The sequence below is a fragment of the Streptomyces sp. NPDC034043 genome, assembly GCF_055575675.1.
In genome coordinates this window covers 258,954-279,543 of record NZ_JBVISF010000008.1, presented here as the reverse complement: position 1 = coordinate 279,543, position 20,590 = coordinate 258,954, and the positions used below count along the sequence as shown (strand labels likewise).

At 71.1% G+C, this 20,590-nt stretch carries 18 protein-coding genes; 5 read left to right on the top strand and 13 right to left on the bottom strand.

The genetic code is table 11. The features are described from left to right. Positions 1-32: 32 nt before the first annotated feature. The 3 genes from ACZ51S_RS21375 (at position 33) to ACZ51S_RS21365 (ending at position 3,851) form a co-directional block, all read left to right on the top strand. Complete coding sequence (locus ACZ51S_RS21375) at positions 33-827, top strand: DsbA family protein (protein WP_388935410.1); 795 nt, start codon at positions 33-35, stop codon at positions 825-827. Positions 828-1,024: 197 nt separating this feature from the next. Continuing rightward, entirely contained in the window at positions 1,025-2,674 is a 1,650-nt protein-coding gene (locus ACZ51S_RS21370; RefSeq protein WP_468477568.1) for an alkaline phosphatase D family protein, read from the top strand. Positions 2,675-2,897: 223 nt separating this feature from the next. Further along, complete coding sequence (locus ACZ51S_RS21365) at positions 2,898-3,851, top strand: zinc metalloprotease (RefSeq protein ID WP_468477595.1); 954 nt, start codon at positions 2,898-2,900, stop codon at positions 3,849-3,851. 70 nt (positions 3,852-3,921) lie between these two features. On the opposite strand, the gene ACZ51S_RS21360 is transcribed toward ACZ51S_RS21365, so the two are convergent. Continuing rightward, positions 3,922-4,491, bottom strand: a complete 570-nt coding sequence (locus ACZ51S_RS21360; protein ID WP_468477569.1) for a dienelactone hydrolase family protein — start codon at positions 4,489-4,491, stop codon at positions 3,922-3,924. Positions 4,492-4,564: 73 nt separating this feature from the next. On the opposite strand from ACZ51S_RS21360, the gene ACZ51S_RS21355 reads away from it, so the two are divergent. Then, complete coding sequence (locus tag ACZ51S_RS21355) at positions 4,565-5,605, top strand: mechanosensitive ion channel family protein (protein ID WP_468477596.1); 1,041 nt, start codon at positions 4,565-4,567, stop codon at positions 5,603-5,605. A 31-nt stretch (positions 5,606-5,636) separates the two neighbouring features. Here ACZ51S_RS21355 and ACZ51S_RS21350 read toward each other — a convergent pair whose 3' ends face one another. The 5 genes from ACZ51S_RS21350 to ACZ51S_RS21330 form a co-directional block, all read right to left on the bottom strand. Next, a complete protein-coding gene (locus ACZ51S_RS21350) occupies positions 5,637-7,229 on the bottom strand; it encodes a Na+/H+ antiporter (RefSeq protein ID WP_468477570.1) in 1,593 nt (530 codons plus the stop codon). A gap of 101 nt (positions 7,230-7,330) precedes the next feature. Further along, positions 7,331-7,804, bottom strand: coding sequence for a GNAT family N-acetyltransferase (locus tag ACZ51S_RS21345; protein ID WP_468477571.1), 474 nt, complete (start codon positions 7,802-7,804; stop codon positions 7,331-7,333). Further along, entirely contained in the window at positions 7,801-8,742 is a 942-nt protein-coding gene (locus ACZ51S_RS21340; RefSeq protein WP_388935421.1) for an RluA family pseudouridine synthase, read from the bottom strand. Before ACZ51S_RS21340 ends, ACZ51S_RS21345 begins: the two co-directional genes overlap by 4 nt. Positions 8,743-8,794: 52 nt before the next feature. Continuing rightward, positions 8,795-9,361, bottom strand: coding sequence for a signal peptidase II (lspA, locus tag ACZ51S_RS21335; RefSeq protein WP_388935424.1), 567 nt, complete (start codon positions 9,359-9,361; stop codon positions 8,795-8,797). An 86-nt stretch (positions 9,362-9,447) separates the two neighbouring features. Further along, the gene (locus ACZ51S_RS21330) at positions 9,448-10,470 is read right to left on the bottom strand and encodes a TraR/DksA family transcriptional regulator (RefSeq protein ID WP_468961690.1); all 1,023 of its coding nucleotides are present in this window, start codon (positions 10,468-10,470) and stop codon (positions 9,448-9,450) included. 554 nt (positions 10,471-11,024) lie between these two features. Here ACZ51S_RS21330 and ileS point away from each other — a divergent pair. After that, positions 11,025-14,171 (top strand): isoleucine--tRNA ligase, encoded by a 3,147-nt coding sequence (gene ileS, locus ACZ51S_RS21325; RefSeq protein WP_388935429.1) that lies wholly within the window; start codon positions 11,025-11,027, stop codon positions 14,169-14,171. 180 nt (positions 14,172-14,351) lie between these two features. Here ileS and ACZ51S_RS21320 read toward each other — a convergent pair whose 3' ends face one another. The 7 genes from ACZ51S_RS21320 to ACZ51S_RS21290 form a co-directional block, all read right to left on the bottom strand. Further along, positions 14,352-15,551: a DivIVA domain-containing protein gene (locus ACZ51S_RS21320; protein WP_468961688.1), complete on the bottom strand. Its 1,200-nt coding sequence runs from the start codon at positions 15,549-15,551 to the stop codon at positions 14,352-14,354. Positions 15,552-15,633: 82 nt separating this feature from the next. Continuing rightward, the gene (locus tag ACZ51S_RS21315; RefSeq protein WP_030155988.1) at positions 15,634-15,930 is read right to left on the bottom strand and encodes a YggT family protein; all 297 of its coding nucleotides are present in this window, start codon (positions 15,928-15,930) and stop codon (positions 15,634-15,636) included. Between the two features lie 60 nt (positions 15,931-15,990). Further along, the gene (locus tag ACZ51S_RS21310) at positions 15,991-16,608 is read right to left on the bottom strand and encodes a cell division protein SepF (RefSeq protein WP_388935436.1); all 618 of its coding nucleotides are present in this window, start codon (positions 16,606-16,608) and stop codon (positions 15,991-15,993) included. Between the two features lie 169 nt (positions 16,609-16,777). Then, on the bottom strand, positions 16,778-17,497 hold the full coding sequence (locus ACZ51S_RS21305; protein WP_468477574.1) for a YggS family pyridoxal phosphate-dependent enzyme: 720 nt from the start codon (positions 17,495-17,497) through the stop codon (positions 16,778-16,780). Between the two features lie 3 nt (positions 17,498-17,500). Continuing rightward, positions 17,501-18,232: a peptidoglycan editing factor PgeF gene (pgeF, locus tag ACZ51S_RS21300; RefSeq protein WP_468477575.1), complete on the bottom strand. Its 732-nt coding sequence runs from the start codon at positions 18,230-18,232 to the stop codon at positions 17,501-17,503. Next, entirely contained in the window at positions 18,229-19,431 is a 1,203-nt protein-coding gene (ftsZ, locus tag ACZ51S_RS21295; RefSeq protein ID WP_388935446.1) for a cell division protein FtsZ, read from the bottom strand. Before ftsZ ends, pgeF begins: the two co-directional genes overlap by 4 nt. Before the next feature lie 280 nt (positions 19,432-19,711). Then, positions 19,712-20,569, bottom strand: a complete 858-nt coding sequence (locus ACZ51S_RS21290) for a cell division protein FtsQ/DivIB (protein WP_468961686.1) — start codon at positions 20,567-20,569, stop codon at positions 19,712-19,714. Positions 20,570-20,590: the final 21 nt, after the last annotated feature.

The following is a 20,590-nucleotide window of genomic DNA, read 5'->3' as shown; positions in this document are numbered from 1 at the left end:
GGCAGTCCCCTCACCCCTCCACGGAGATCATCATGAGTTCACGCAACAGCCAGAAGAACAAGGCCGCCGCCCGCGAGCGGCTGCGCGTCGAGCGCGAGCAGCAGGCGAAGAAGGACAGGGCCCGGCGCCAGCTGGTCGTGGCCGGCGCGGCCGTCGGCGTCCTGGCACTGGCCGGCGGCGTCGGCTACGCGGTCGTGCGGGCCAACGAGCCCGGCTACTGGGACAAGGCCGCCGAGGCCCAGCTGGTCAAGCCGAAGAACGCCACGGGCGAGGACGGCCTGACCGTGGTCATCGGCAAGCCCGAGGCGAAGAAGACCCTGGAGCTGTACGAGGACTCGCGCTGCCCGGCCTGCGCCACCTTCGAGCAGTCGGTCGGCGAGCAGGTCAAGAAGGACGTCGAGGCGGGCAAGTACAAGCTCCGGTACATCGGCGCGACCTTCATCGACAACGGCGTCAAGGGCGAGGGCTCGAAGAACGCCCTGAGCGCGCTGGGCGCGGCGCTGAACGTGAGCCCGCAGGCCTTCCTCGACTTCAAGGGCGCGCTCTACTCGAAGGAGCTGCACCCCGAGGAGACCGTCGACAGCTTCGGCAAGGACGACTACCTGCTGAAGGTCGCGGACACCGTCCCGGCGCTCAAGGACAACGCCGAGTTCAAGAAGGCGGTCCAGGACGGTACGTACGACCGGTGGGCCATGGACATGTCGAAGGCGTTCAACGAGTCCGGTGTGAAGGGGACCCCGACGCTGAAGATGGACGGCAAGAAGATCGAGACCCCGGCGACGCCGGAGGCCTTCACCGCGGCGATCGACAAGGCCCTCGCGGGCTGACGGAACGACGGACCGACGGGCCGATGTCCTGACGGATTAACGGGCCGATGTCCTGACGGATTGACGGCTGATGTCCTGACAGATCCGGTCATACCGCCGGACCCACCCCAACGGGCGGGCGAACTCTCGGAGTTCGCCCGCCCGTTGCCGTTCCGTGGGTGTTCTCCGCCACGTACTGATCAGTAATATGATCGGCCGTGACCAGTCATCTCACCCCTTCACACCCGCGCCGCCGTACGGTCGTCCTGGCCGCCGCGGCCACGGCCGCGCTCGCGCCGATCAGCACCCTCGGCGGCCAGGCGGCCCACGCGGCGGGGGCCGCGCCCGCCTTCCTCCACGGCGTCGCCTCCGGCGACCCGCTGCCCGACGGGATCCTGCTCTGGACCCGCATCACCCCGACTCCCGAAGCGGTGCCCGGCTCCGGCCTGGGCCCGGCCACCGCGGTGGGCTGGGAGGTGGCCGAGGACAAGGCCTTCTCCCGGGTCGTCGCGAGCGGTTCCGTCACCGCCACCGCCGCCTCCGACCACACGGTCAAGGCGGACGTGCGCGGCCTGCGGCCGCAGACCCCGTACTGGTACCGGTTCACCGCCGGCTCCACCGTCTCCCCCGTCGGCCGCACCCTGACCGCCCCGGCGGCCGACGCCACCACGCCCGGCATCCGGTTCGGCGTGGTCTCCTGCGCCAACTGGGAGTCCGGCTACTTCTCCGCCTACCGGCACCTGGCCGCTCGCACCGACCTGCACGCGGTGCTGCACCTGGGCGACTACATCTACGAGTACCAGACCGGCGGTTACCCCGAGGCGAAGTACGTCGTGCGCCAGCACGAGCCGAAGAACGAGATCGTCTCGCTCTCCGACTACCGCACCCGGCACGGCAAGTACAAGACGGACGGCGACCTCCAGGCCCTGCACGCGGCCCACCCGGTCGTCGCCATCTGGGACGACCACGAGTTCGCCGACAACACCTGGTCCGGCGGCGCCGGGAACCACACGCCGGAGACCGAGGGCGACTGGGCGGCCCGCGCGGCCGCCGCCAAGCAGGCGTACTTCGAGTGGATGCCCGTACGCCCCTCCACGGCGGGTACCGTCTACCGGCGGCTGCGGTTCGGCACCCTCGCCGACCTGCACCTGCTGGACCTGCGCTCCTTCCGCTCGGAGCAGGTCAAGACCGGCAACGGCTCGGTGGACGACCCCGAGCGCACGCTCACCGGGCGCGCCCAGCTGGACTGGCTCAAGTCGGGGCTGGCCTCCTCGAACGCTACCTGGAAGCTTGTCGGCACCTCGGTGATGATCTCGCCGGTGGCCTTCGCCTCGCTGCCCGCGCACCTGCTGAAGCCGCTGGCGCACCTGCTGGGCCTGCCCGAGGGCGGGATAGCGGTCAACACGGACCAGTGGGACGGCTACACGGACGACCGCAGGGAGCTCCTGGGCCACTTGAAGGACCGGAACATCAAGAACACGGTGTTCCTGACCGGCGACATCCACATGGCGTGGGCGAACGACGTCCCGGTGAACATGGCGACGTACCCGGGCTCGGGCACGGCGGCCACCGAGTTCGTGGTGACCTCGGTGACCTCCGACAACATCGACGACATGCTGCACGTCGCGCCGCACACCCTCTCGCTCGTGGCGGAGGGCGCCATCAAGGCGGCGAACTGGCACGTCAAGTGGCTGGACATGGACTCGCACGGCTACGGCGTGCTGGACGTGACGGCCGAGCGCTCGCAGATGGACTACTACGTGGTCTCGGACAAGCGGCGGCAGGACGCGAGCTCCTCCTGGGCCCGGTCGTACCGCACGCTGAACGGCAGCCAGAAGGTGGAACGGGCCGACCAGCCGGTTCGCTGACCCTCCGTCAAATTTGCCGCGAATCGGGGCTCCTGGTGCAGACCAGGAGCCCCACCCGTCACATCGGCAACAAATCTTTAACCTACGAGTACTTGCCATCTTGATGACATGCACACATAAACTTCCGGCCAGCGTGAGGAAATCCCTCACCCCCCACCACGCTTGCCGAGGAGTCAACGTGCGCGCCGTCGCCCGCATATCCCCCCTTCTCCGCCGCCGCCTCATGGGTACGGCCGTCCTGGCCTCCACCCTGGCGTTCGCCCCCCTGACCGCGCCCGCCACGGTCGCCGCGGCCGCCCCCCACGCGGACGAGATCTGCGCCGAGGACGGCTCCGCCCCGGCCAACGCCCGTGTCGCCAAGCCCCAGCACGACCACGCGGCCGAGCCCAACGAGGTCACCGAGGCCCAGGTCAAGGCCATGGACGCCGACCTGAAGAAGAAGCTCGGCGAGGTCCGGCTGTCCCCGCAGCAGGTCTACGGCGTCGGCGCGGCCGCCACCGTCACGAACATCCCGGTGTACGTCCACGTCATCACCTCCGGCACCGCCGGCAAGCTGACCGCCACGGACATCAGCAACCAGCTCGCCGTCCTCAACGCCGCCTACAGCGGCCAGGGCACGGGCAACGTCGACGCCGGCTTCCAGTTCACCCTGGCCGGAACCGACTACACCGACAACGCCTCCTGGTACAACGTGTCCAGCGGCAGCCAGGCCGAGAAGGACATGAAGAACGCCCTGCGCAAGGGCGACAAGAACGCGCTCAACATCTACACCGCCAACCTCGGCGGCGGCCTGCTCGGCTGGGCGACCTTCCCGAGCTCCTACGCCTCCCAGCCCAAGATGGACGGCGTGGTCCTCCTCAACACCTCGCTGCCCGGCGGCACCGCCGCCAACTACAACGAGGGCGACACCGCCACCCACGAGGTCGGCCACTGGATGGGCCTGTACCACACCTTCCAGGGCGGCTGCTCGGGCAGCGGCGACTCCGTCTCGGACACCCCGGCCGAGAAGAGCCCGGCCTACGAGTGCCCGACCGGCCGCGACTCCTGCGCCACCAAGTCGGGCGTCGACCCGATCCACAACTTCATGGACTACACGTACGACTCGTGCATGTACCAGTTCACCGCGGGCCAGGTCTCGCGCATGAAGAGCATGTGGACCGCCTACCGCACCGTCTGATCCAGCGGCTCCCCGCACTCACGTCACTACCCCCCGGCGCCCGGCGCCGGGGGGCAGTGCCCTGTGGGTCCTACAGCGTGTCCAGGAAGGCCAGCGCGGCCTTCCAGGTCTCCTCCGCGGCCTGCGCGTCGTAGTCCTCCAGGTCCGGGTCGGTGAACAGGTGCCCCGCCCCCGGATAGCTGTGTACCTCCACGTCCGCCCCGGCCCGCCGCATCCGCAGGTACCAGGCCGTCAGCCAGTCGTGCGTCTCGTACGGGTCCGGGTCCGCGATGTGCAGCTGCACCGGCAGCTCGTCCGCCGAGGCGTCCTCCTCCAGGTCCGCCGTACCGTGCAGGAGCAGCAGGCCGCGGGCCTTGTCGTCGGCCAGCGCCAGGTGCTGCGCGACGGAACCGCCGAAGGAGAAGCCGGCGTACACCAGACCCTGGTCGGAGTGGGGCGCCGACGCCAGCACCGCCCGCTTGAGCAGCTCGTCGCGGCCCACCTCCTCCTGGTGGGCCACACCCTCCTCGAACGTGGCGAACGTACGGCCCTCGAAGAGGTCCGGCACCTGCACCCGGTGCCCGGCCGCGCGCAGCCGGTCGGCCGCGGCGTGCACCGCGGGCCGCAGCCCGTACGTCGAATGGAAGAGCATGATGTTCATGCCCTCCATCGTGCCATTCGTACGGAAAGCAGGAGTCCGGGGGCGCCCCGTGGATACGTTCTCCCCCATGGAGATGGAGAACGTCCTGCGTCCCGCCCTGGTCGTCTGCGCCGCCCTGGTCCTCACCCTGATCGCGGGCTGGCTGCTCGACCTGCTGCTGCGCAAGGCAGACGCCCGGCACCCCGAGACCCCGCTGTGGGGGCTGCTGCGCCGGTGCCGCCTGCCCTTCCGGCTCGTCCTCGGCACCGCGGCGCTCCAGGCCGCGTACCGGCCGGCGGACATCCTCCCCGCCCACGCGGCCGGGGTGGGCCACTTCCTCACCCTGGTCCAGATCGCCTCCACCGCCTGGCTGCTCGTCGGTATCGCGGCCGCGGTCGTCGAGGCGGCCTACGCCCGCTACGCCGCCGCCTCCCCCGACGACGCCCGGGTGCGCCGGGTCCGCACCCAGGTCACCCTGATCCAGCGGGTGCTCACGGCCGTCGCCGTGGTGGTCGCCGTCGCCGCGATGCTGCTGACCTTCCCGCCGATGCGCACGGTCGGCGCATCGGTGCTGGCCTCCGCCGGGGTGCTCGGCATCGTCGCGGGCATCGCCGCGCAGGCCTCCCTCGGCAACCTCTTCGCCGGGCTGCAGATCGCGTTCGGGGACACCGTGCGCATCGGGGACACCGTGGTCGTGGACAAGGAGTGGGGGAAGGTCGAGGAGATCACCTTGACCTTCCTGGTGGTCCGCACCTGGGACGAGCGCCGGATCACGATGCCGGTCTCGTACTTCACCAGCAAGCCGTACGAGAACTGGTCGCGCGGCGGCGCCCAGATGACCGGCACCGTCTTCTGGCACCTGGACCACTCGGCCCCGGTCGCCCTCATGCGGGACCGGCTCGCCGAGCTCCTCGAGGACATCCCCGAATGGGACGGCCGCACCGGCAGCCTGGCCGTCACCGACACCACCCCGCACACCATCGTGGTCCGCGCGGTGGTCACCGCGAAGGACGCCGACGACGTGTGGACCGTGCGCTGCGCGGTCCGCGAGCGGATGATCGCCTGGCTGGCCGCCCGCCATCCGTACGCCCTCCCCCGCGTCACCACCTCGGAGGCGGCCCGGCGACCGGACTGAGCGAACCGGACCGAGCCCCGTCACCGGCGGCCTACGCGCCGCGCAGGCTCCGCACGTCCAGGTGGCGCAGCACCCGGTCGACGATCTCCGGGTCGGAGCCCGGTTCGCTGCGCGCCGCCAGCACCTCGTGCCGGGCGGCGGACATCATCTCCCGCTGGATGCGCTGGACGTCGCGGATCCGCTCCACCCGCTTCGCGTAGGCCTCGCGCCGCTCCTCGTCGACCAGGTCGGGGCTGATCCGGGCCCCGACGTCGTACGCGCGCCGGTACAGCACCTCGACCAGGTCCTCGGGGAGGTCCTCGGACTCCTCGATCTCCTTGAGCCGCCGTTTCGCGGCCTTCGCCGCCCGCAGCGCCAGCCGCCGCTCGGTCTCCCGGTCCTCGTCCGTGTCCGCTTCCACCCCGAGCCGCCGCACCAGCCACGGCAGGGTCAGCCCCTGGAACACGAGCGTGGTCATGATCACCGCGAAGGCGATGAAGACGATCTCGTCGCGCGCCGGGAAGGGCTCGCCGCCCTCCGTGCGCAGGGGAAGCGCCAGGGCCAGCGCCACCGAGGCGACCCCGCGCATGCCCGCCCACCACATCACGACGCTCTCCCGCCAGCTCAGCGGGATGTCCTCGTCGTAGTCGCGGCGCCGGTGCAGCCGCTTCGCCAGCCAGCCCGCCGGCAGCAGCCAGACCAGCCGTACGCCGACCACCACCGCGACCACCACCGCCGCCCAGCCGGCCATGTCCCACTCGCGGCCCCGGGCCACCCCGAAGACGTGGTGCAGCTCCAGCCCGATCAGTCCGAACGCCACCCCGGTGACCAGTGTGTCGACGATCTCCCAGAAGGTGTGCCCGGCGAGGCGGCCCAGCACGTCGTCGGCGTCGCCCGCGTACTCGGCGAGGAACAGGGCCGTCGTCAGCACGGCCAGCACCCCCGAGCCCTGGAACTCCTCCGCGACCACGTACGCGACGAACGGCAGCAGCAGCGTCAGCCCGATCTGGAGCGTGGCGTCCCCGAGCCGGCCCATCAGCCGGTTCGCGGCCCAGCCGAGCGCCAGCCCGACGGCCAGCGCCACCACGGCGGACAGTACGAACTCCCCGAGCGCCTGGGGCCAGGAGAAGCTGCCGCTGACGACGGCGGCGACGGCCACGTGGTAGAGCACGATGGCGGTGACGTCGTTGAACAGGCCCTCGCCCTCCAGGATGGACACCATCCGGCGCGGCAGCCCGAGCGCCCCGGCCACGGCGGTGGCGGCGACGGGATCGGGCGGGGCGACGAGCGCGCCGAGGGCGACGGCGGCCGCCAGCGGCAGGCCGGGCACGACGGCGTGCGCGACGCCGGCCACGGCGGCGGTGGTCACGAACACCAGGGCCACGGCCAGCAGCAGGATGGGCCGGAGGTTCGCGGCGAACTGCCGCCAGGAGGTGCGCTGCGCGGAGGCGTACAGCAGCGGCGGCAGCACCAGCGGCAGGATGTACTCGGGCGGGATGTCCACATTGGGCACGGCCGGCACCAGCGCCAGCACGACCCCGCCGAGGGTCATCAGCACGGGCGCGGGCAACCCCAGCCGGTCCCCCAGCGGTACGGTGACCACGGCGCCGAGCAGCAGGACGAAGAGCAGAGCGAGCTGATCCACTCCCCCACCCTGTCAGAAGCGGGGCCGCACCCGGGGATTTGGGCCGCGCCCCCGGGGCACGCCCGCGGACCGCGCCCGGGACCACGCCCGGGCCGGCGCCCCTAGGGCAGGGTCCGGCGCATCGCCCGGTGCGGGATGCCCGCGTCCTCGAACTCCGGGCCGTACGCCTCGTACCCCAGCCGCTCGTAGAAGCCCAGCGCGTGCGTCTGCGCGCCGAGGTCCACGGCCGCCAGCCCCAGCCGGACGGCCTCCGCCTCGATCGCGCGGACCAGTGCCACGCCGGCGCCCAGCCCGCGCGCGGACGCGCGTACGGCCAGCCGCCCGAGGGAACCGACCTCCGGGGACCCGGTCTTGCCCAGGGCCCCGGGCCCGTGCAGCAGCCGGCCGGTGCCGACGGGTTCCCCGCCCGGGCCGACGGCCAGCACGTGCAGCGCGATCGCGTCGTAGGCGTCGTACTCGACCGACTCCGGCACGGACTGCTCCACCACGAACACCTCGGTCCGCACGGCGCGGCAGGCCGCGAGGTCGGCCTCGGAGGAGGCCACCCTCACCGTGACGGGCGGGGCGGGGGTCACTGGCTCTCGGCCCGGATCACGTCCAGCGCGTGCTGCAGGTCCGCCGGGTAGCCGCTCTCGAACTCCACCCACTGCCCGTCGGCGGGGTGCTCGAAGCCGAGCCGCACCGCGTGCAGCCACTGCCGGGTCAGGCCCAGCCGCTTCGCGACGGTGGGGTCGGCCCCGTAGGTCAGGTCGCCGACGCAGGGGTGGCGGTGCGCGGACATGTGCACGCGGATCTGGTGCGTGCGCCCCGTCTCCAGCTTGATGTCCAGCAGCGACGCCGCGCGGAACGCCTCGATCAGGTCGTAGTGGGTGACGGAGTCCTTGCCGTCCTGGGTCACCGCCCACTTGTAGTCGGCGCTCGGGTGGCGGCCGATCGGCGCGTCGATCGTGCCGCTCATCGGGTCCGGGTGGCCCTGCACCAGCGCGTGGTAGCGCTTGTCCACGACCCGCTCGCGGAACTGGTTCTTCAGCGAGGTGTAGGCGCGCTCGGACTTGGCCACGGCCATCAGGCCGGAGGTGCCGACGTCGAGGCGGTGCACGATGCCCTGGCGCTCGGAGGCGCCGGAGGTGGAGATCCGGTAGCCGGCGGCGGCGAGGCCGCCGATGACGGTGGTGCCGGTCCAGCCGGGGCTGGGGTGGGCGGCGACGCCGACGGGCTTCATGATGACCACGACGTCGTCGTCGTCGTGGATGATCTCCATGCCGGGGACGGGCTCGGCCACGAGTTCGACGGGCCGCGGCGGGGCGGGCATCTCGACCTCGAGCCAGGCGCCGCCGTGGACGCGTTCGGACTTGCCGACGACACTGCCGTCGACCGAGACCTTCCCCTCCGCCGCCAGCTCGGCCGCCTTCGTCCGGGAAAAACCGAACATACGGGCGATGGCGGCGTCGACGCGCTCGCCTTCAAGGCCATCGGGAACGGGCAGGGTGCGGATCTCGGGAATCGTACTCACCTGTCGAGTATGCAGGACTCGGCAGAGGAGCATGCCCGCGCGAGCTCCCCGGTCAGTCCTTGTGGACCGTGCCGTCCGGGTCCAGGCCCTTGAAGGAGAGCAGGACGATCAGGATCCCGCCGCACACGATCGCCGAGTCCGCGAGGTTGAACACGGCGAAGTTGGCCGGTGCGATGAAGTCGACGACCGCACCCCGGAACACGCCCGGCGAACGGAAGATCCGGTCGGTGAGGTTGCCCAGCGCGCCGCCCAGCAGCAGGCCCAGCGCGATGGCCCACGGCAGGCTGTACAGCTTGCGGGCCAGCCGGACGATCACCACGATCACGGTCGCCGCGATGGCGGTGAAGATGATCGTGAAGGCCTCGCCGATGCCGAAGGCGGCGCCGGCGTTGCGGATGGCGGAGAACTGCAGCACGTCGCCGATGATCTCGATCGGCGGCTGGTGTTCCAGTTTGGCCACGACCAGCATCTTGCTGCCGAGGTCGAGCAGGTACGCGAGCACCGCGACGACCAGCAGCGCCGTGATCCGCCTGCGCCCCCGGGGCGCCGCGGGCTCCGACTGCGGTTCGGCGTCGTCCCCGACTTCCGGCATACCGATGATGCGCTCCGCCTCTGCCACGTGAGTCCCTCGAACTAGCTCGAACCGGGTTCGGGAACCTTCATCCCGACGAGACACGAGAGTACGTCAGTGCCCGTAGGTCCTGGCTAGTGCCTCCGTTCCTGCTTCTGCTTGCAGTCCACGCACAGCGTGGCCCTCGGGAAGGCCTGCATCCTGGCCTTCCCGATGGGCTGCCCGCAGTTCTCGCAGAGCCCGTACGTGCCCGCCTCCAGCCGTTCCAGCGCCCGCTCGGTCTGCTCCAGCATCGAGGTGGCGTTCGCGGCGAGGGCCAGCTCGGACTCCCGGGTGATGTTCTTGGTGCCGGTGTCGGCCTGGTCGTCGCCCGCGCCGTCGCCGGAGTCCCGCATCAGGCCCGAGATGGCGACCTCGGAGGCGTCCAGCTCGGCGCGCAGCCGCACCACCTCGCCCTCCAGCTCCGCCCGCGCCTCGGCGACCTCCTCGGGGGTCCAGGGGTCCTCCCCCGCGCGCACGGCGAGACCGCCGCGCGCCGGGGCCGCGGTGGCCGCGGTGGCCTTCACCTTGGGAAGCCCGCTGGTGGCGGTCCCGGCCGTCTTCCTGGCCGTACCCACAGTCTTCTTGGCAACCACTTTCCGAGCTCCCGTCTTCCGCGCGGCCGGGGCCGCCCCCTCGGACACGTCCGCCTTGGCCGTGTCCTTGCTCGTGGTACGCCCGGCCGCCGCCTTCTCGGCGGTGGCCTTGCCGACCGGAGCCTCCGCGGCCCCGGTCTTCTCGGCGACGGCCTTCTTGGCCGGTGCCTTCTCGGCCGCAGCCTCCTTGGCCGGGACCTTCTTGGCCGCAGCCTTCTTCGCCGGGGCCTTCTTGGCCGCGGTCTTCTTGGCCGCGGTCTTCTTGGCCGGAGCCTCCTTGGCCGCGGCCTTCTTGGCCGGGGCCTCCTTGGCAGCGGTCTTCTTGGCGGCAGCCTTCTTGGCCGGAGCCTTCTCGGCCACGGTCTTCCTGGCGGCGGCCTTCCCGGCCGGAGCCCGCTCGGCCGGCGTCTTTCCGCCCGTCACCTCTTCGGCCGGAGCCCTCGTGGCGGTGGCCTTCCTCGCCGGGGTCTTTTTGACCGCGGCCTCGGCCACCTCCTGCGTCCCCGTCTTCTTCGCCACCATGGCCGCGGCCCCTTTTCACATACTGTGATCTTGTTCGCAGATCGTGCCGGAACGATAAATCGCCTCCGACCCCACGGCAACGGGGCACGCGTCCATCGAGGTCAACCTGCATCCGTTGTGCCCAGCGCGGAGCCCCGTAATCCGCCCCGCCCACCCCAGTGGATCCCGAACCGGCCCGTCGGGCCATCCGGGGCACCGCGCCCCGGCCCGCGCCACGCCGCCGGCCGCCGCAAAACCGGTCCGCCCACCGGCGCCCCGGCCCGTACACTGGGCGCAGCGAAAGGCATGGATGGGGACGAGTAGCGTCGGACGCAGCCAGGAGCGACCCGGGGACGGTGAGAGCCCGGGGGCGAGCGCGATGTGAAGGATCACCCCGGAGCCGCCGGAAGAAAGCCCGCACGGATCCCCGTACGGCGAGTAGAACCGGCTTCGCACCCCAATGAGGGGGCCGCCGGACCCGTCCGGAGGCCAAGGAGGGTGGTACCGCGGGAGCAGCAGACGCTCTCGTCCCTCCGGACGGAAGCGACACACCGCCGGAGGAAGAGTTCAGCCTCATGACCACACCGCCGCAGTACCGCCCGGTACCCGCCCAGGTCGACCTGCCCGCCCTCGAGCACGCCGTCCTCGACTTCTGGCGCGAGAGCAAGACCTTCGCCAAGACGCTCGAGCAGTCCGAGGGACGCCCCGAATGGGTCTTCTACGAGGGCCCGCCCACCGCGAACGGCATGCCCGGCGCGCACCACATCGAGGCCCGCGTCTTCAAGGACGTCTTCCCCCGGTTCCGCACCATGCGCGGCTACCACGTCGCCCGCAAGGCCGGCTGGGACTGCCACGGCCTGCCCGTGGAGCTGGCCGTCGAGAAGGAACTGGGCTTCAACGGCAAGCAGGACATCGAGGCGTACGGCATCGCCGAGTTCAACGCCAAGTGCCGCGAGTCCGTGACCCGTCACACCGACGCGTTCACCGAGCTGACGACCCGCATGGGCTACTGGGTCGACCTGGACGACGCCTACCGGACCATGGACCCCGAGTACGTCGAGTCGGTCTGGTGGTCCCTGAAGGAGATCTTCAACAAGGGCCTGCTGACCCAGGACCACCGCGTGGCCCCCTGGTGCCCGCGCTGCGGCACCGGCCTGTCCGACCACGAGCTGGCCCAGGGCTACGAGACGGTCGTCGACCCCTCCGTCTACGTCCGCTTCCCGCTGACCTCCGGCCCGCTCGCCGGCGAGGCGTCCCTGGTCGTGTGGACCACCACCCCCTGGACCCTGGTCTCGAACACCGCCGTCGCCGCCCACCCCGAGGTCACGTACGTCGTCGCGACCAACGGCGAGGAGAACCTCGTCGTCGCCCAGCCGCTGCTGGAGAAGGCGCTCGGCGAGGGCTGGGAGGCCACCGACCGGACCTTCACGGGCAAGGAGATGGAGCGCTGGACGTACGAGCGCCCCTTCGCGCTCGTGGAGTTCCCGGAGCCGGCGCACTACGTCGTCAACGCCGACTACGTCACCACCGAGGACGGCACCGGTCTGGTCCACCAGGCCCCGGCCTTCGGCGCCGACGACCTCGCGGTCTGCCGCTCGTACGGCATGCCGGTCGTGAACCCGGTCCGCGCCGACGGCACCTTCGAGGAGGACGTCCCGCTCGTCGGCGGCATCTTCTTCAAGAAGGCCGACGAGAAGCTGACCGCCGACCTCGACGCGCGCGGCCTGCTCTTCAAGCACATCGCCTACGAGCACAGCTACCCGCACTGCTGGCGCTGCCACACCGCGCTGCTCTACTACGCGCAGCCGTCCTGGTACATCCGCACCACCGCCGTCAAGGACGCGATGCTGCGGGAGAACGAGAAGACCAACTGGTTCCCGGAGTCGGTCAAGCAGGGCCGCTTCGGCGACTGGCTCAACAACAACATCGACTGGGCGCTCTCCCGCAACCGCTACTGGGGCACCCCGCTGCCCATCTGGCGCTGCGAGGAGAACCACCTCACCTGCGTGGGCTCCCGCGCCGAGCTGAGCGAGCTGTCCGGGCAGGACCACTCCGCCCTGGACCCGCACCGCCCGTACATCGACGACGTGACCTTCCCCTGCACCGCCGACGGCTGCTCGCTGACCGCCGTCCGCGTGCCCGAGGTCATCGACGCCTGGTACGACTCCGGCTCCATGCCGTTCGCGCAGTGGGGCTACCCGTACAAGAACAAGGAGATCTTCGAGAAGCGCTACCCGGCGCAGTTCATCTCGGAGGCCATCGACCAGACGCGCGGGTGGTTCTACACCCTCATGGCGGTCGGCACCCTCGTCTTCGACAAGTCCTCGTACGAGAACGTGGTCTGCCTCGGCCACATCCTCGCCGAGGACGGCCGCAAGATGTCCAAGCACCTGGGCAACATCCTCCAGCCGATCCCGCTCATGGACCAGCACGGCGCCGACGCCGTGCGCTGGTTCATGGCGGCCGGCGGCTCCCCGTGGGCGGCGCGGCGCGTCGGCCACGGCACGATCCAGGAAGTCGTCCGCAAGACGCTCCTCACGTACTGGAACACGGTCGCCTTCCAGGCCCTGTACGCCCGTACGTCGAACTGGGCGCCGTCCGCCGCCGACCCGGCGCCGGCCGACCGCACGGTCCTCGACCGCTGGCTGCTCTCCGAGCTCCACACCCTCGTCACCGAGGTCACGGACGCGATGGAGGCCTACGACACCCAGCGCGCGGGCAAGCTGCTCTCCGCCTTCGTGGACGACCTGTCCAACTGGTACGTGCGCCGCTCGCGCCGCCGGTTCTGGCAGGGCGACGCGGCCGCGCTGCGCACCCTGCACGACGTGGTCGAGACGGTCACCCGGCTCATGGCCCCCCTCACCCCCTTCATCACGGAGCGGGTCTGGCAGGACATGATCGTCCCCGTCACCCCGGACGCGCCGGAGTCGGTGCACCTGTCGACCTGGCCGGTGGCCGACGCCTCCGCCATCGACCCGGTGCTGTCGCAGCAGATGCTGCTGGTACGCCGCCTCGTGGAGCTGGGCCGTGCGACGCGCGCGGAGTCCGGGGTCAAGACCCGCCAGCCGCTGTCGCGCGCGCTGGTCGGGGCGGTGGGCTTCGACGCCCTGTCCCCGGAGCTCCAGGCGCAGATCACGGAGGAGCTGAACGTCTCCTCCCTGGCCTCCCTGTCCGAGGTCGGCGGCTCGCTGGTGGACACCACGGCCAAGGCCAACTTCCGGGCGCTGGGCAAGCGCTTCGGCAAGGGCGTGCAGGACGTGGCGAAGGCCGTGGCCGCCGCCGACGCCGCCGCCCTGTCCCTGGCCCTGCGCTCCGGTTCGGCGGAGGTCGAGGTGAACGGTGAGACGATCACCCTCACCCCGGAGGAGGTCATCATCACGGAGACCCCGCGCGAGGGCTGGTCGGTGGCCTCCGACTCCGGTGCGACGGTCGCCCTCGACCTGGAGATCACCCCGGAGCTGCGGCTCGCGGGCCTGGCGCGGGACGCCATCCGCCTGATCCAGGAGGCCCGCAAGAACTCCGGCCTCGACGTGGCGGACCGCATCGCCCTGCGCTGGTCCTCCACCTCCCCGGAGGTCGAGACGGCCCTGACCGACCACGCGGCGCTGATCGCGGACGAGGTCCTGGCGACGGACTTCGCGTCCGGCGAGGCCGACGCCTCGTACGGCGACCCGTTCACGGACGAGTCCCTGTCGCTGACGTTCCGCCTCCGCAAGGCGTAACGCCTCCCGGCAAGCGGCTGTGGCCCGGCCCCCCCCCGCGGGGGGCCGGGCCACAGCCGTCTCCACCCCCCGGCAGCCCGGCGCGTGGAGGAGGGGACGTGCGAAACGGGCCGGGCCCGGCGCCCCTGAAGGGGAACCGGGCCCGGCCCGTGAAACGACTGCCGACGGACGCGGCGGCGCCTAGTTGTCGTCCTCGTCGATCAGGAAGCCCCGCATGGGAGACGGCGCCTGCATCGGCTGCGGCGCGGCCGGCCGCACCGGAGCCATCGGCTGCGTCATCGCCGGGGACATCTGCTGCTGCCCGCCGTAGGACGGACCGCCGGCCATCGGCGAGGGACCACCCATCGGCGACGGGCCGCCCATCGGGGACGGGCCACCCATCCCCATGGCACCGGCCGGAGCCATCGAAGGCGACGGCGACGGCGGCAGGGCCGGACCGGCCGGGGTGCGCGGCGGCGCGAGGGAGTCGTCGGCCTGGGTCTCCAGCTGGCGCAGCTGCGACTCCAGGTAGGACTTCAGACGCGTACGGTACTCACGCTCGAAGCCCCGCAGGTCCTCGACCTTGCGCTCCAGCGTGGCGCGGGCGGACTCCAGGGAGCCCATCGCGACGCGGTGCTTCTCCTGCGCGTCCCGCTCCAGCGCGTCGGCCTTGGCACGGGCGTCCCGCTCCAGGCCCTCGGCGCGGCTGCGCGCCTCGCCGACGATCTTGTTGGCCTCGGAGCGGGCCTCCGCGATCGCCTGGTCGGCGGTCTGCTGCGCGAGCGACAGGACGCGGGCGGCGCTGTCGCCACCGGGGCCCTGCTGCGGGAGCTGCGGCTGTCCCATCGGCTGCATCTGCTGGCCCATGGGCTGCATCTGCTGCCCCATGGGCTGCATCTGCTGGCCCATCGGCTGGCCGAGCTGGTTCTGGCCGCCCATGGACTGCTGCTGCATCTGCTGCTGCATCTGCTGCTGCTGGCCCATCTGCTGCTGCGGCGCCATCGGGTGCTGTCCACCCATGGACTGCTGCTGCATGGGGCCGCCCATCGGGCCCTGGCCCTGCGGTCCGTGTCCGCCGGGACCGGCCGGGAGCTGCGGCGGGCCCATCTGCGGCTGCTGCTGCTGCGGCGGGCCGGATATGGCCGCCGGCACGGGGGCACCCGGGCCGCGCTGGTCCTGGGGCTCCGGCTTGCGCATGTTCTGCTGCTGCTGCTGGTTCTGCGCGGCGGCACGCGTGGCGGCGGCCAGCTTGGCGCGCAGGTCCTCGTTCTCGCGCAGCAGACGGGTCAGCTCGGACTCGACCTCGTCGAGGAAGGCGTCGACCTCGTCCTCGTCATAGCCTTCTCGCAGGCGGACGGTCGTGAACTGCTTGTTCCGCACGTCCTCGGGAGTCAGCGGCATGTCTTCTTCACCTCTACGTAGTCGTCGGCAGTCGGCAGGACCGTATCGGGACTGTCCCCGCGCCTGCGGGGGAGCTCATCGTTCACACGCTTCTCGCAGCGGTGCTCACGAAACTGATGAGGATGTAAACGATGATCATCAGAACGAAGAAGGACAGGTCGAGTGCCACGCCCCCGAGACGCAACGGCGGGATGAAGCGCCGAAGAAGCTTGAGCGGTGGATCGGTGACAGTGTAGGTGGCCTCCAGAACGACCACCATCGCCTTGCCGGGTGTCCATGAACGTGCGAACTGGAACACGTAGTCCATGACCAGTCGGAAGATCAACACGATGAGGAAGCACATCAGCGCGATGTAGACCACCTGTAGTGCGACGCCCATCCCGTGCTTCCCTCTCCCCTGCTTCCGCTCTGTTCCCGGTCCCGTTTCTGACGGATCGGTCTAGCTTTGGTTGAAGAACCCGCCCTCCGCGATGCGGGCCTTGTCCTCCGCCGTGACATCGACGTTAGCAGGAGACAGCAGGAACACCTTCTGTGTCACGCGCTCAATGCTGCCGTGCAGGCCGAAGACGAGACCGGCGGCGAAGTCCACGAGACGCTTCGCGTCCGTGTCGTCCATCTCCGTGAGATTCATGATCACCGGGGTGCCCTCACGGAAGTGTTCCCCGATGGTACGGGCCTCGTTGTAGGTCCGGGGGTGCAGCGTCGTGATGCGGTACGGCTCCCGCTCGGAGACGACCTTGGGCATGATCACGGGGGCGTTCTTCTCCAGGTTGGTGCGGTCAGGTGTGATGGATGCCACGGGGGCAATTCGCGCGGGACGTCCGTTTTCTGACGGAATTGGGAGGGGCTCGCGCGGAGCGGGCGGCTGTACGGCTCGTACCGGTTCGTCCGTTACGGGCGTTTGGTGCACCGGCTGCTGCCTACGCTCTCGATCCCGGGCCCGCTCCGGTTCCGGTTCGGGCTCGAACTCGTCGTCGGGGTCGTACCCCGGGTTGTCGTACCGGTCGTCCTCCACGAGGCCGAGGTAGACCGCCATCTTGCGCATCGCGCCGGCCATTCTCCGAGTCCTCCGCTCTGTGGTGGATCGCCCTGTCGCAGGTGTCGAGTGTCCGTCAGCAAAGTAGCTGTGTCACCAAAGTCACCAACTGCCCGCGATCCACGTGGTCTGTCCGCTCATCTGCGGAAATGACCATATTTTCTGCTGTGGTCCGACTTTCTTCGCGACGTTACCCGAGCCGGGGTCTCGCGCCGAGTACCGCAGTGCCGACGCGTACATGTGTCGCACCCGCCAGCACGGCCTGCTCCAGGTCGGCGCTCATCCCGGCCGACACCATCGTGGCAGCCGGATGGGCCGCGCGCAGGCTTGATGACAATTCCATCATCCGCTCGAAGGCCGCCCGTTCGCGCCCCGCGTAGGGGCCCGCCAGGGGGGCGACCGTCATGAGCCCGTCGATCCGAAGTCCCGGCGCACCCGCGACGAGGTCCGCCAACTCGGCCATCAGGTCCGGCGCGGCACCGCCCCGGGCACCCCGCTCGCCCGACTCGGCGTCGAGGGCGATCTGCACGAGGCAGCCGAGCTCGCGCCCCCGGCCCTCCGCGGCCGCCGACAGCGCGGTGACGAGCTTCGGCCGGTCGACCGACTGCACCACATGCGCGTATTCCGCCACGGAACGGACTTTGTTCGTCTGCAACTGGCCCACGAAGTGCCAGGTCAGCGGCAGATCCGCGCACGCGGCCGCCTTGGGAGCGGCGTCCTGGTCACGATTTTCCGCAACATGACGAACACCCAGGTCCGCCAGCAGTCGTACGTCGCTCGCCGGGTAGGTCTTGGTGACCACGATGAGGGTCACCTCCTCCCGCTCGCGTCCGGCCGCCGCGCAGGCGGCCGCGATGCGCTCCTCCACTCGCGCGAGGTTCGCGGCGAGCTCGGCCTTACGATCCGTCATTCGTCAGTCCAACCAGACATATCCGGCAAGCCGACCGGTCACCCGGTCGCGGCGGTACGAGAAGTGGTCCCGCGACTCCAGTGTGCAGACCGGCGAACGGTGCGCGTGCGCCACCCCCGCCCCGGCCAGTTGCGCGTGCACTCCGGCGACCACGTCCACGGCCGGCGTCCCCCAGCTCGTCTCGGCCCACGCGGCCGGAACCACCGCGGCGACCTGCTCGCGCATCTCGGCGGGCACCTCGTAGCAGCGGCCGCAGACGGCCGGTCCGGTACGGGCGACCATGCGCGCGGGGTCGGCGCCGAGGGCGACCATCGCCTCGACGGCGGCGGGCACCACCCCCGCGACCAGGCCCGGCCGCCCGGCGTGGGCGGCGCCGGCGATCCCGGCGACGGGGTCGGCCAGCAGTACGGGCGTGCAGTCGGCGGTGAGTACCGCGAGGGCGAGCCCCCGACGGGCGGTCACCACCGCGTCGACCTCCGGGATCCGCTCCCCCTCGGCCCAGGGGCCGTCGACCACGGCCACGTCCCGCCCGTGCACCTGGTTCATCCAGACCACCCGGTCCGGCCGGATGCCCAGGCCCTCGGCCGCGATCGCCCGGTTCGCGCGAACGGCGGCCGGGTCGTCTCCGACCGCGCCGCCGAGATTGAGCTCCTCGTACGGAACGGCGCTCACCCCGCCCCACCGGTCGGTGAAGGCGAAGTGGGCGCCGTTCTCGCTGTGCTGCCCCGATGTCACTTCAAGAAGTCCGGTACGTCCAGCTCTTCGGCCGGGCTGTCCTGGTAGGGCCGGGCCGTCGGGACCTGCGGCGCGGGGGCCACGGGCTCGACCGGGATCTCCACCGGGGCCGGGGGCTCCTCGCGGGGGGTGACCGTACCGAGTCCGCCGAAGGCCGGGCGGACCGGCTCGGGGGCGCGGACCGGCGCGGGAGCCGGCTCCTCGCGCTTGGTGGACGCGGCGCCGATGACGTTGTCCCGGCGGGCCGGGGGCTGTCCGCCGTCGAAGCCGGCCGCGATGACGGTGACGCGCACCTCGTCGCCGAGCGCGTCGTCGATGACGGCTCCGAAGATGATGTTCGCCTCGGGGTGGGCGGCCTCGCTCACCAGCTGCGCGGCCTCGTTGATCTCGAACAGACCGAGGTCGGAACCGCCGGAGATGGAGAGCAGCACGCCGCGGGCGCCGTCGATGGACGCCTCCAGCAGCGGCGAGGAGATGGCCATCTCGGCGGCGGCCACGGCGCGGTCGTCGCCGCGGGCGGAGCCGATGCCCATCAGGGCCGAGCCCGCCTCGGACATCACGGACTTGACGTCGGCGAAGTCGAGGTTGATCAGACCGGGGGTGGTGATGAGGTCGGTGATGCCCTGGACGCCCGAGAGCAGGACCTGGTCGGCCGACTTGAAGGCGTCGAGCACGCTGACCTGGCGGTCCGAGATGGACAGCAGCCGGTCGTTGGGGATGACGATGAGGGTGTCGACCTCTTCGCGGAGCTCGGCGATGCCGTCCTCCGCCTGGTTCGCGCGGCGGCGGCCCTCGAAGGTGAACGGGCGGGTGACCACACCGATCGTCAGGGCGCCGAGTGAGCGCGCGATGTTGGCGACGACGGGTGCGCCGCCGGTGCCGGTGCCGCCGCCCTCGCCGGCGGTGACGAAGACCATGTCGGCCCCCTTGAGGACCTCCTCGATCTCCTCGCGGTGGTCCTCTGCCGCCTTGCGGCCGACGGCCGGGTTGGCTCCGGCGCCGAGGCCCCGGGTGAGTTCGCGGCCGACGTCGAGCTTGACGTCGGCGTCGCTCATCAACAGCGCCTGGGCGTCGGTGTTGATGGCGATGAACTCGACGCCCTTGAGACCGACCTCGATCATTCGGTTGATGGCATTGACACCACCGCCGCCGACACCGATGACCTTGATGACTGCGAGGTAGTTCTGCGGTGCTGCCACGTCGAAGGCCTCTCGCCTCGAGTTACGTGTCGCCGCCTCGCGGGCCTGCGTAGCGACGACTGATGCCGAAATGTGGGACGGTCCGTACGCGCCGACCCGAACCCTCACCCTTAAGTTTAGGGTTAGGGGTGTGTCTGTTCCCTGGACTCTTCCGAACAGGACACTAAGTCGACAAGTAGCGCGTGTTCAACGAACACGCCGAACCTCCCGTTTTTCTTTTCACCCTATGTGATCACCCGTATCGGTGGCCAACCAGGGTGCGTCGGTGTTCGACCCGACGTCAACTCCCGGACACCGCAGGCGCCGTGGGGACGCTCACGTCGAAGTGGTCGGCCTTGGGCGAGGCCTTCAGCAGAGCCGTCAGCGCCTTGCCCTTCGCCTCACCCAGTTCGCCGCTCCCCCAGACGACCGTACGGCCCTTCGTGAGTTGCAGTACGACCGAATCGTACGACCGGACCGTGACCTGCAACGTCTCCTCGGCGATGGGCCGGGGGAGGCTTCCGGCGATGCCGACCGCCTCCCTCAGCAGCCGCTCGCCGTCGAAACGGCGGGCGCTCGGCGAGTCCTGCGCTGCCAATTCGAGGACCGGAACGTGCGCGGGTGCTTGCCGGACCGTGTCGAATCGCACACCGGAAGCGTCCACTTCGACGAACTGCCCGTCCTTCTTGATGAGCAGGACCGGTTTGCGTTCCGTCACTTTCAGCGCGATCCCGTGCGGCCAGGACCGCACCACGTCGACCGAATCGATGCGGGGCAGCCGGCCGCGCACCCGGCCCGCGATCTCGTCGGTGTCCACGCTCACCAGGGGTGCGCCGACGGGCACGGCCGCCGCGGCGAGGACCTGCTCGGGGGTGAGCACCTCGGTACCGGAGGCCGTGACCCGCTCGACGCGGAGCCAGGAGGAGCCGTAGAGCGCCCAGACGACGCCGGCGGCGAGGAGCACCGCGGCGGCGAGGGAGGCCAGCAGGCGGACCCGGCGCGGCAGTGCGCGGCCGGGCCCCTGGGGGCCGGATCTCCTCGGCGGATTCGGCGACTTGGGGCGCTTGGGCGCTTTGGGCGCTTCCGCTCCCTTGGCGCCCTTGCCTCCCTTGCCGCCCCGGCCGGAAGGGCCGCGCTCTGCCGTCGTCGCTCCGGCCACTCCTGCGCCTCCTGGGTCAGC

Coding starts and splice junctions, on each gene's coding strand:
- ACZ51S_RS21375 (WP_388935410.1), top strand. CDS start 33: ATGAGTTCACGCAACAGCCAGAAGAACAAGGCCGCCGCCCGCGAGCGG.
- ACZ51S_RS21365 (WP_468477595.1), top strand. CDS start 2,898: ATGGGTACGGCCGTCCTGGCCTCCACCCTGGCGTTCGCCCCCCTGACC.
- ACZ51S_RS21360 (WP_468477569.1), bottom strand. CDS start 4,491: ATGAACATCATGCTCTTCCATTCGACGTACGGGCTGCGGCCCGCGGTG.
- ACZ51S_RS21355 (WP_468477596.1), top strand. CDS start 4,565: ATGGAGAACGTCCTGCGTCCCGCCCTGGTCGTCTGCGCCGCCCTGGTC.
- ACZ51S_RS21330 (WP_468961690.1), bottom strand. CDS start 10,470: ATGGTGGCGAAGAAGACGGGGACGCAGGAGGTGGCCGAGGCCGCGGTC.
- ileS (WP_388935429.1), top strand. CDS start 11,025: ATGACCACACCGCCGCAGTACCGCCCGGTACCCGCCCAGGTCGACCTG.
- ACZ51S_RS21320 (WP_468961688.1), bottom strand. CDS start 15,551: ATGCCGCTGACTCCCGAGGACGTGCGGAACAAGCAGTTCACGACCGTC.
- ACZ51S_RS21315 (WP_030155988.1), bottom strand. CDS start 15,930: ATGGGCGTCGCACTACAGGTGGTCTACATCGCGCTGATGTGCTTCCTC.
- ACZ51S_RS21310 (WP_388935436.1), bottom strand. CDS start 16,608: ATGGCCGGCGCGATGCGCAAGATGGCGGTCTACCTCGGCCTCGTGGAG.
- ACZ51S_RS21305 (WP_468477574.1), bottom strand. CDS start 17,497: ATGACGGATCGTAAGGCCGAGCTCGCCGCGAACCTCGCGCGAGTGGAG.